The sequence below is a fragment of the Alkalicoccobacillus porphyridii genome, assembly GCF_007293315.1.
Classification (GTDB): Bacteria; Bacillota; Bacilli; order Bacillales; family Bacillaceae_D; genus Alkalicoccobacillus; species Alkalicoccobacillus porphyridii.
This window is the reverse complement of the sequence record NZ_VLXZ01000006.1, coordinates 224,467-235,516: the sequence shown is the minus strand read 5'-3', so window position 1 is coordinate 235,516 and position 11,050 is coordinate 224,467. Positions and strand designations below refer to the sequence as shown.

Below are 11,050 nucleotides of genomic sequence, written 5' to 3'. Positions count from 1 at the left end.
TTTACTCATATAAAAACACCCCAAACGTTAGATTTGTCCTCTAACTTTTGGGGTGCACCACCTTTTCGCGCATTTTCCATCCATTGGGCGGGGATGGTGATGGATTGGCTGTGCTTACCGACTTACGCATGCGAGTTTAGATCGTCTTCCGATGTAGTTTCTGCACTTTGCGATGTACTTGGCTTTCTTCCAATGGATTTCACTTTCCTCCCGATGGATCTACCTCTCATTCCCGATATCCTTGTGACAAGAGGGACCTTATTCATTTCTCACCTCATTAAACTATCATTTATATTTAAGGTAATACATCTTTTCAGTGGCCTCAATGAAAAGGTTCAATGAGATAAAAGGGCCTAGCCTGTTAGCTCATTACCGGGTAAGTGCTCCCATTTTCGGGAGCGACAGCCGAAGAACCCATACTCATTTACCCTCCAATTTCTCCATGTATTTATACATTCAAAAAACTGAAGAATGAATGGAAAAACTCCAACATTCTTCAGCTTTTCTATTAGTTATAATACTTCTGCCCCAACCACCTCAGAATACGTCAAGCGAAAGAGGATTAGAAAAAATTCAATAAAGGTGATACTTATTTTCTGTGCCATGAACCTCAAGAAAAATGGCCAGTTAGAGGAAGAAAAACCTTCCACTCCAACTGGCCGAAATCACTCAAGAGCACATATTTTCTAAACTATTGAATTAATGCTTTGGCCTGTGCCAAGACATTTTCTACACTAAACCCATAATCCGCCATAATAGCTGCACCTTTACCGGATGCACCAAAGCGATCAATGGCAATCACTTGACCTTCTGAGCCGACATAACGGTCCCAGCCTAATGAAGCACCTGCTTCAATACCTAAACGGGCCTTAATATGTGGAGGAAGGACACTATCCTTATACTCTTGGGATTGGGCTTCAAAACGATCCCAGCTTGGCATACTCACCACGTTTGCAAAGATTCCCTCTTTCTCAAGCTCTTTTTTGGCTTCTACAGCAAGGGAAACTTCTGATCCAGATGCAAGCAATAGGATATGTGCGTCCCCGTTTGCTTGATCTACTACGTACGCGCCTTTTTTTGTTCCTTCGTAAGCAAGCTCTGCTGTCGCTTCAAGTGTAGGTAGATTTTGTCTACTTAATACTAAAGCGGTTGGTTGATCGGTAGACTCTAATGCCAATTTCCAAGCTGCTGTTGCTTCGTTGCCATCAGCAGGACGAATAATAGAGAGGTTAGGCATTGCTCGTAAAGCCGCAAGCTGTTCTACTGGTTCATGTGTTGGACCATCTTCGCCAACAGCAATACTATCATGAGTCAACACATACGTAACTGGTAAACCCATTAATGCTGCTAGACGAATGGAAGGACGCAGATAATCGGAGAAAACAAAAAATGTTCCGCCAAACACTCTTAACCCACCGTGTAGAGCCATGCCGTTCAGCGCTGCTCCCATGGCAAATTCACGTACACCAAACCAAATATTCCGACCATCATATTGATCACGACTAAAATTATCCTGACCTTTTAACGTTGTATTGTTTGATCCTGCTAAATCCGCAGAGCCACCAAATACGTAAGGAATTTTATCAGCAAATGCATTAAGTGCCTGTCCTGCTGAAGCGCGGGTCGCCACACTTGTACCTACTTCATGAACCGGAGCTTCACTATCCCAGCCCTCAGGCAACTCTCCAGCTTGTGCTGCTTCAAATTGCTTAGCTAACTCTGGGAATTGTTGCTGATAGGCATCAAATAGCTCGTTCCACTCTTTCTCTTTAGATGCACCATCTTCAACTACACGAGCAAACAATTCTGCCGCTTCACTGGGGATATAAAATTCATCTTCATACGTCCACTTATACGCTTCTTTTGTAAGCTTTACTTCATCTGCTCCAAGAGGAGATCCGTGTGAAGCTGACTTACCTGATTTATTCGGAGAACCGTATCCAATCACCGTTTTTACTTCAATTAGAGTAGGGCGATCATCAGCTTTTGCTGCTTCAATAGCTTCTGTAATCTCCGTCACATCCGTGCCATCCTCAACGCGAATGACATGCCAGCCATATGCTTTATAACGATCCTCAACACTTTCAGAGAAAGATAGGTGAAGGTCACCATCTAAAGAAATATCATTCGAATCATAAAGCACAATCAATTTACCTAATTTTAAATGTCCCGCTAAAGAGGCAGCTTCAGCTGATACCCCTTCCATTAAATCACCGTCACCACAAATACTGTAGGTATAATGATCAACAATTTCATATTCTGGTTGATTATATGTAGCAGCCAAATGGCGCTCAGCCATAGCCATACCTACTGCCATAGCAACACCTTGTCCTAATGGGCCGGTTGTTGCTTCTACTCCCGGTGTATGACCATACTCCGGGTGACCTGGTGTGCGGCTACCTAGTTGTCTGAATTGCTGAAGATCCTCAAGTGACAAATCATAACCCGTAAGGTGCAACAGACTGTACAGCAACATAGACCCATGACCCGCCGATAGAACAAAACGATCACGGTTGCTCCAATTTGGATTGCCCGGGTTATGATGCATAAACTTAGTCCATAAAGTAAAGGCCATAGGTGCAGCACCCATTGGCATTCCTGGATGTCCAGAATTAGCTTTTTCAACACTATCAATGGACAATGTTCTAATCGTGTTTATTGCAACAAGTTCAGCATTTGTAGACATAGTTATCTATTCATCCTCCCATATAACAATCATTTTCTATTTCTCCCTCATCATATACAAAAATATATCTTTTCACAAGGTCAGACCACTATCATTAAGCACAAAAAAAGACCGCTAGAGAATGCAGTCCTTAATGTTTTGTTCCGCTATTACGTTTTTTGCTTTCTTTTAAGGCTGCAGGTGTTACGTCCGTACCTTCTTCATCAACGACTTTCACGGAATGTAGTTGGTTTTCGAATGCTTTACGAAAGCCTTTTAAATACTGAGCACGTAATTCCTTCTGCTCTTTCGCTTCGGAAAGAGTTAAACCCGTTTCCTTCGCTTTTTTTGCCAATTGATTAATACGGTTTAATTGATCCTGATGTAGCATCTACATACACTCACTTTCTGATCGATGTTATGAGTGGTATCGTATCATGCTAAACAACAAACCGGCAAACTTTTTGTACTTATTCCTCTTGTTGCGTTTTCATATACTCCTGATATCTTCTATGAACCGTTGCTTTGGAAAGGTTATAACCTAATCCCTTTAAAGTAGCTGAGATATCGTAAAACGCCAATCCGCGTTCCCTTAGTCGGACAATCTCATCTATCGGTACATCTACACGTGATCTCCCACCACCTCTGATATGTGAGAAATTACGTTCCGGTTGATAGCCGTCTGCCATTGCCCTTCGCATCCCTCTTTGGATTTTGAGGTTGTGGAGTTTCCGCTGATATTCTTCAACAATGGATACGATATGTAAAACCATCTCATCAGCTTCCGTCAGTTCAAGATGCCCCTTATCCTTTAACGTATAAATTTGAATGCCGTATTTCTGAAACTGATACAACAGTGCCATTCTAGCATGTCCACGCGCTAGCCGTGTTTCATCCTGAATGACCAAATAATCAAATGCTTGATCCTTTGCTAGATCAAGAATACGTAAAAGTTGAATGCGATCAATCTCATATCCGCTTTCCTTCTCTCTAATTGACTCTACTAAAGACCACGATTGCTCGTTCACTAAAGACAGAAGTTCCTCTTCCTGTCGATCAAGTGAGGAATACTGCTCTTCCTTATCTGTACTAACTCGGCAATAAATGAGGGCTCTTTTAGTTGCTTTCTCCATGATTTTCTACTCCACTTTGATATTTATATGCATACTCTTCGTTTGAAGATTGACTATTCACCTCGACAAATTGCTGTTCCTGCTGATACTCCTCTATACCTTCTACCGTTGTAGAGTCTTGGCTTGAAGTTGGAAATATAATAGTTATATACATTAGACATAATGTGCACACGGCTGCTCCAAGTAAAAAGATATCCTGTCCTGTCCATTTCCTACTCATTGGAATCACCTCATATAGAATGTTTGTTCGCATTTTCATCATAAAGGGAACATTCGTTTGTGTCAACCGTTTTTTCAGAACTTATGTTTGCGTTACATATGTTCGTATGGTACGATTTAGCTATATAGGAAATGTTAGAGGAGTGTACTGCTATGACAAAACTTTCGAGGCGTCAGGAAGAGATTCTTGGCTTTATAAAAGTCGAGGTTCAAAAGAAAGGCTATCCACCTTCTGTTAGAGAAATTGGAGAAGCAGTTGGGCTTGCGTCTAGCTCGACGGTGCATGGACATTTATCCAGATTAGAGAAAAAGGGCTACATTCGCCGTGATCCAACCAAGCCTAGAGCTATTGAGGTACTTGATTTAGAAGATTTTCAATCAGATCTTTCGGCACCTAAGCGCCAGGCAAGCTATGCGCCTATTATTGGTAAGGTAACTGCAGGTTTGCCTATTACAGCGGTTGAAAGTATTGAAGATTATCTACCGCTTCCTGAACATATGTCTACCGATGATACGAACACATATGTACTAGTTATTGATGGAGAGAGTATGATTGAAGCAGGTATCTATGATGGAGATATGGTTATCGTGCGCCAACAGCAAACAGCTAACAATGGTGATATCATTGTGGCCATGACAGAGGATAATGAAGCGACTGTAAAACGCTTTTTTAAAGAGAAAGACCATATTAGGCTTCAACCTGAAAATGCGACTATGGATCCTATTATTCTACCTTCCGTTACGATTCTTGGAAAAGTCATTGGTGTGTTCCGCACCATTCATTAAAAAAAATGCCGTGCTGTAATTTATTGCACGGCATTTTTTTGATATTTTTTAGTGGTTAGGCACAATTAATATTATTTAAATAATACGGTATGTGAAATTAATCATGAGGAGACTGTTTATATGAACATTTATTATACTGACACGATCGAAAATGTAGCAGAACACATGCTTCATGGCTTCTTCACTGAATTCCCAAATCCACCCTCCCCTACTACTCATCTTAAATTACTTCATAATAGTAGTTATATCATTCTTGCAATTGACGCAAGTACCCAACAGGTTGTTGGCTTTATTACAGCTATTTCGGATAATGTCTTATCGGCATATATTCCATTACTTGAGGTTCTTCCAGACTATCAGGGTAAAGGGATTGGCACTGAACTTCTAAAGCAGTTGCTTTCACAGCTCAGTCATTTATATATGATTGATTTACTCTGTGATGCCCCACTTCAAGCATATTATCAACGATTTGGATTACAGCCTGCACCCGCTATGATGATTCGCCATTATGCAAATCAATCGGGGAATTAAATAGCTAGTCTTGTGGGTCAAACAACCACTAAGATTATGGGGTTACCTCTTTTTTACCTTTGAAGCATACCTCTCTCTTTTTAAACATAAGAGGCCCGAACGATTATGTGGATCCACATAATCGTTCGGGCCTTCGTAAGATAAAACCACATATGTCTAAGATTCTTTTCCTTTTCCTTATCCTTTCACTCCAGTCAAAGCGATCCCTTCAATGATTTGTCGCTGAGCAAACACGTAGATTACAAGGACTGGAATAACGGAAATGGTTGCACCTGCCATCATGAGAGGCCAGTTCGTAACGTACAGTCCTTTAAACGTGGCCAGTAATAACGGGACAGTGTAAAGACTTTGATCACTTAGAAATACAAGTGGTTGAATGAAGTTATTCCAAATGCCAATAAAGGAAAAGATACCAAACGCAGCAAGCGCAGGGCGTATTAGCGGTAGAATAATTTTTACATATATAAATAGTGGATTCGCTCCATCCATGACAGCTGCTTCTTCCATTTCTTTTGGTATACCCATAATAAATTGACGCAATAAGAACACACCAAAAGCGTTAAACAACATGTTAGGTACCAGAATCGATAAATGACTATTAACCCAGCCAATATAATCCATAATAAGATAAAGCGGAATCAATGTCACCTGCATTGGTACCATCATTGTCGCAAGAAACCCGATAAATAGAACACGAGATCCAGGAAATTTAATTTTTGCAAAGGCGTAAGCAGCCATGGAGCACGTTAAAATTTGACTGGTTACAACAAGAAAAGAGATATAGAAGCTATTAAAATACGCCCGTCCAAACGGCATCGCACTTAAAGAATCCGTAATATTACTCCATACAAATGGATCAGGAATCCAAACGGGAGGTACTGCAAAGATTTGTTCAAACGATTTCAAACTACTGAGTGCCATCCAAATAAAAGGTCCTGCCATAATAATTGAACCAATGATTAGTGCAATATGCAAGGCAATTCTAGACGGTCTTAATTGAGAGCCCTGTGTTGGTTTTAGTTTCCCTGGCTTTTTTTGATTAAGCGGGATATTACCTTCCTCCATCTTCATAATGCACCCACCTTCTTGAAACTGAGAATTGAATTAAAGTAAAAATTAAGATAATTGTAAATAACACCATCGCTGAAGCTGTACTTGGGCCAAATGCTGAGCGCCCAAAGGCTTGTTCATATATATGGTAGACAAGAGTATAACTAGCTTTCCCTGGTCCCCCTTGTGTCATTACGTAAGCTTGGTCAAATACTTGGAAGGAACCGATAACTGACATAATGGCAACAAAAAATGTCGTTGGTGATAAGAGCGGAAAAGTTATATGACGGAATTTTTGTATAGCTGTCGCCCCATCAATATCAGCTGCTTCGTAATAACTTCTTGAGATTCCTTGCAGTCCTGCGAGGAATATGACCATATTTGTACCGAGACCCCACCATATACTTAGCCCGGCAATGGACGGAAGAACTAAATTGCGATCGGTTAACCAGTTTGGTCCATCAATACCAACCATCGCTAAGAGTTGATTAATTAAACCAATATCACCGTTTAAAAGCCACATCCAAATGACACCAATGGATACTGAGCTTGTAACAACTGGCATGAAGAAAAATACTCGATACACTGTTTTACCTTTCACTTTATTTAAGGCCAGAGCCACAAGTAGAGCGAGTGCTATCCCTACTGGAATAACAAGTATCGAGTAATAAGCCGTATTCACTAACGCGGTTATAAAGTTATCATCACGGAACTGCCCAATATAATTAGCCAATCCAATAAATTCACGTTCTCCAAATCCGTCCCATCTCATAAAGCTCAAACCAAAAGCAAACCCTAAAGGAAGAACTGAAAAGGCAAGCATACCGATTAACTGCGGAGCAATAAAAAAATAACCCCACCATTTTCGTTTTGAATCATTCATTAGAGTCTCTCCCTTCTGCATCAGCCACTTATAAAAAGGGGACATCGTTCATACTCTGCCCCCTAGCTTTCCTTTTAAGATTCTTCTAGCATTTCTCTAGCTATATCAGCTGCCTGATCAATTGCTTCCTCAGGAGTTAAATCACCAAGCAACATGACTTCGTAAATATCTGCTAATTCACTATTAAGTCCAGGAGAAGTAAATTCATATCCAACTACTCGACCGACATCACGTGCATCCAGTAAGTAGGAACCGTGATCCGGCTTATCCTGGTTTGTGACCACTTCATCAATTCCCCCAACAGATGGAACAGCATTCCCTTCTCCATCTAATCTTGTTTCCTGGCCAAGCTGAGATGTATAAAAGGAAACAAACTCCATCGCTTCTTCTACATGATCACCATTTGCGTTTGCACTCATGTATGCGGTTGCAATATTTACACTTGGAATTTGTTCTTCCGTGTTTGTTGGCCATGGAATATAGTCAAATTCAATATTAGTCTCAAGGAACATTGGAGTTAACCAACGGCCGGCCCCTACCATTCCTACTTGATTTGACATGAACATAGCATCCATTCCTTGACCCTCTGGCAGGGTGCCTGAGAAGATAAAGTTATTTTCGCTAACCATCCGCTCAACAAATTCAAAAGCTTCGAGTGTTAAATCGTCTTCATCAGCAACAATTTGGTTATCCTCTTCAAATAATCCGCCATTTGCCCAAACCCAGTTCATAATATTTCCATGTCCACCTTCTTGAACAAAACCATACTTGCCCGCTTCTCTTAACTGAGTCGTTACTTCCTCCATTGCTTCCCAATTCCAATTACCTTCATCAAAATATTCCTGAGGAGATTTGATTCCGAATTCTTCAAACATACCTTGGTTGTAATACATTAAAAATGGGTTGCAATCAACGGGTAATCCGTATATTTCATCGTCTTTTTGCGATGCTCCCCATAGTCCATCAGCAAATTCATCTGCCTTAACAAATGATGCGTCAGACTCTAAGAAGTCATTTAACGGCTCAATCGTTCCGTTAGATATTAGTGTAGAGATATCCTCAGCACCTACATAAAATAAATCAGGGGCCTGCCCACCTTGTAAACGAGTGGTGAGCGTTTGAAAGTAGTTATCATTAGGTATACCGGTTAAGTCAACTTCAACCGTCTCACTTTGCTCATTAAAAGCATCTACTGCACGTTGATAAACTTTTAACTCTGCCGGGTTGCCCCAGGCAGAAAAAGTCAGCTCAATTTTCCCATCACCTGATGAACCAGAGCTACATCCACTGAGTGCCACCATGCCAACGGCTAAACCTCCTAATGCTAATACACCAACCTTTTTTTTCATGATGTACTTCCCCCTAATTTATTTTTTTGTATTATTGATACTTTGGTAAATAATCTCCATGCGCTTCAATCATCTCGTCACACATTGCCGTAATATCATCAATGGAAAGCTCGGCTTTAGTATGTGGGTCAAGTAGAGCCGCTTGATAGATGTACTCTTTTTTCTTAGTTATAGCCGCTTCAATGGTGAGAAGCTGAGAATGAATATTTGTATGATTTAATCCCGCAAGCTGTAACGGCAGCTCCCCTACATATGTTGGGGTGATACCACTACGATCAGCAATACATGGGACCTCGACGGTAGCCTTTTCAGGCAGGTTGCTAATTAAATTTCCGGTGTTTAGAACATTGCCTCCAAACTTAAATGGAACATTGGTTTCCATCGCTTCAATAATTCTAGAGCCATATTCCTTTGAGCGAGTATGTGTCACTCTTTCGGACGTTAACGTTTTCTGTACCTTTTCCCAGTTCTCGATCTGTGCCTCGCAGCGTCTCGGGTACTCATCTAAAGGAATATTTAATTGATCAATTAATTCAGGATAGTTTGATTTGATGAAATATGGATGGTATTCAGCGTTATGTTCAGATGACTCTGTAACGTAATAACCAAAATGCTCCATCAGTTTAAAACGAACCATATCATGATGACGCTCTTTCTGTTTTTCCTTAGCTCGCTTTTTGATTTCTGGATATAAGTCCTTACCATCCTGCTTCACTTCAAGCAGCCATGCCATATGATTAATGCCCGCTATTTTTTCTTCAATGCGAGAGTGGTCTAAATCCAAATGTTTAAATAATTCTTTTGTACACACCTGAACACTATGGCAGAGCCCAACCGATTGAATACCTGAATGCATCTGAATGGCTCCCATTAATGAGGCCATTGGATTTGTATAGTTCATAAATAACGCATCTGGTGCAACCTCTTCCATATCTCTTGTAAAATCAAGCATAACTGGAATCGTTCTCAAAGATCTGAAAATACCACCAATTCCAACGGTGTCAGCAATCGTTTGTCGTAATCCGTACTTCTTCGGTATCTCAAAATCAATGACTGTACTTGGCTTATATCCACCAACCTGAATTGCATTAAAAACATACTTAGCACCCTTTAATGCTTGTTTACGATCCGTGTATGAGCGAATCGTCACGTTTGCATTTAATGTTTCGGCAAGCTGTGTTAATAGCTTTTCTGAGTCATTCATTCGTTTGGCATCGATATCATATAATGCAAATTCAAACCCATCTAGAGCTGGAACAAGCATGCAATCCCCCAACACATTTTTCACAAAGACGGTACTTCCTGCTCCAATAAACGTAATTTTAGACATATAAACTCTCCTTCAATCAATCTTTAATCTAATGCAAAATCTTGATATACTGTATACAAAATCATCATACAATGAAAACGCTTTCTTTTAAACGGTAATTAAATGTGATTGTAGGGTAAATTAGTTGCACACCATCAAAATTATCCACATTTTTATTTGGAGGGGTTCTATGTTACAAAAAAATCAACCTGTAATAAACCAGATGTACGAATTTGACTTTCAGAAGCTACATCACTTGCCAACGATCCGTTTATCCAATGTCGGATGGGAAACTCGATCTGATCCAAGCTATTATTATCATGGATTAACTCGGCCTCACAACGATGGGTATGTCATTTTTCAATATACACTTTCAGGAGAGGGATGCCTTGATTACGAAGGAAAGCACTATTCAATCAAACCAGGAGACGCCTTTTTTGTATCTGTTCCTAGTGATCATCGCTATTATTTTCCTAAGGATGGACAACCGTGGGAGTTTGTGTTTTTGACTTTAGGAGGGCAGGAAGCTGAACACATTTGGAAACGAATTGTGTCAGTGAATGGCCCTGTGTCCTCCATTGGACAAAACGAGCCGATTATTAAACAACTATTTTCTATCATCCAAGAAACGAAGTCAGACAGACTCGATGATCCCTTTCAAGCGTCCTTACACGGTTATCAGTTTCTACTCTCGTGTATGAAACATTTCCTATATGATATTGAAGAAGAAGACGAGACTGAACCACAGAGCTTTAAACAAGCAACTCGTTTCATTGAAGAAAATTATCACACACCTCTGACACTAGAAGAAATTGCTGATAACGTCATGCTCTCACGCTACGCATTAATTAGGATGTTTAAACAACATGCCGGAAAAACACCTATTCAATATGTGAATCATCTTCGAATTCAACAGGCCTGCAAGCTGTTGATTTTAACGAATAAACCAATCAAGGAGATCGCTGAAGAGGTTGGCTATGCGAATGCAAATTACTTTAATAAGGCCTTTCGAAAAGCGATGGATATGTCTGTTGGCACCTTTAGACACCTTAAAAAAGTATAAAGTAAGAGCCACTATTGTATTGACCTAACACAATAGTGGCTCTTCTTGTATGTAAAACACTT

The 11,050-nt window shown here is 40.3% G+C and carries 12 protein-coding genes; 4 read left to right on the top strand and 8 right to left on the bottom strand.

Annotated elements, in window-relative coordinates; all coding sequences use genetic code 11:
* The coding region (locus FN960_RS23015; protein ID WP_221936804.1) for a hypothetical protein at nucleotides 1-342 on the top strand (342 nt) is incomplete at its 5' end.
* A gap of 349 nt (nucleotides 343-691) precedes the next feature.
* On the opposite strand, the gene tkt is transcribed toward FN960_RS23015, so the two are convergent.
* The 4 genes from tkt to FN960_RS11935 form a co-directional block, all read right to left on the bottom strand.
* Nucleotides 692-2,686 (bottom strand): transketolase, encoded by a 1,995-nt coding sequence (gene tkt, locus FN960_RS11950; protein ID WP_143848950.1) that lies wholly within the window; start codon nucleotides 2,684-2,686, stop codon nucleotides 692-694.
* 130 nt (nucleotides 2,687-2,816) lie between these two features.
* A complete protein-coding gene (locus FN960_RS11945; protein WP_143848949.1) occupies nucleotides 2,817-3,056 on the bottom strand; it encodes a DUF896 domain-containing protein in 240 nt (79 codons plus the stop codon).
* Between the two features lie 79 nt (nucleotides 3,057-3,135).
* Nucleotides 3,136-3,798, bottom strand: a complete 663-nt coding sequence (locus FN960_RS11940) for a YneB family resolvase-like protein (RefSeq protein WP_143848948.1) — start codon at nucleotides 3,796-3,798, stop codon at nucleotides 3,136-3,138.
* Nucleotides 3,782-4,018 carry a hypothetical protein gene (locus tag FN960_RS11935; RefSeq protein WP_143848947.1) on the bottom strand — a complete coding sequence of 79 codons (237 nt, stop codon included), beginning with the start codon at nucleotides 4,016-4,018 and terminating at the stop codon, nucleotides 3,782-3,784. Before FN960_RS11935 ends, FN960_RS11940 begins: the two co-directional genes overlap by 17 nt.
* Nucleotides 4,019-4,170: 152 nt before the next feature.
* Here FN960_RS11935 and lexA point away from each other — a divergent pair, with 152 nt between their 5' ends.
* Nucleotides 4,171-4,803: a transcriptional repressor LexA gene (lexA, locus tag FN960_RS11930; RefSeq protein WP_143848946.1), complete on the top strand. Its 633-nt coding sequence runs from the start codon at nucleotides 4,171-4,173 to the stop codon at nucleotides 4,801-4,803.
* A 120-nt stretch (nucleotides 4,804-4,923) separates the two neighbouring features.
* Nucleotides 4,924-5,334: a GNAT family N-acetyltransferase gene (locus tag FN960_RS11925; protein ID WP_306461615.1), complete on the top strand. Its 411-nt coding sequence runs from the start codon at nucleotides 4,924-4,926 to the stop codon at nucleotides 5,332-5,334.
* Nucleotides 5,335-5,511: 177 nt separating this feature from the next.
* Here the strand turns inward: FN960_RS11925 and FN960_RS11920 are convergent, their stop codons facing one another.
* The 4 genes from FN960_RS11920 to FN960_RS11905 form a co-directional block, all read right to left on the bottom strand.
* Nucleotides 5,512-6,405 carry a carbohydrate ABC transporter permease gene (locus FN960_RS11920; protein ID WP_260681990.1) on the bottom strand — a complete coding sequence of 298 codons (894 nt, stop codon included), beginning with the start codon at nucleotides 6,403-6,405 and terminating at the stop codon, nucleotides 5,512-5,514.
* Nucleotides 6,386-7,267 carry a carbohydrate ABC transporter permease gene (locus FN960_RS11915; RefSeq protein ID WP_143848945.1) on the bottom strand — a complete coding sequence of 294 codons (882 nt, stop codon included), beginning with the start codon at nucleotides 7,265-7,267 and terminating at the stop codon, nucleotides 6,386-6,388. The genes FN960_RS11920 and FN960_RS11915 overlap by 20 nt, the downstream gene beginning before the upstream one ends.
* Nucleotides 7,268-7,341: 74 nt before the next feature.
* On the bottom strand, nucleotides 7,342-8,616 hold the full coding sequence (locus FN960_RS11910) for an ABC transporter substrate-binding protein (protein WP_143848944.1): 1,275 nt from the start codon (nucleotides 8,614-8,616) through the stop codon (nucleotides 7,342-7,344).
* 31 nt (nucleotides 8,617-8,647) lie between these two features.
* Nucleotides 8,648-9,946 (bottom strand): alpha-glucosidase/alpha-galactosidase, encoded by a 1,299-nt coding sequence (locus FN960_RS11905; RefSeq protein ID WP_143848943.1) that lies wholly within the window; start codon nucleotides 9,944-9,946, stop codon nucleotides 8,648-8,650.
* Between the two features lie 169 nt (nucleotides 9,947-10,115).
* Between FN960_RS11905 and FN960_RS11900 the strand changes: the two genes are divergently transcribed.
* Nucleotides 10,116-10,988, top strand: a complete 873-nt coding sequence (locus FN960_RS11900; protein ID WP_143848942.1) for a helix-turn-helix domain-containing protein — start codon at nucleotides 10,116-10,118, stop codon at nucleotides 10,986-10,988.
* Nucleotides 10,989-11,050 lie beyond the last annotated feature (62 nt).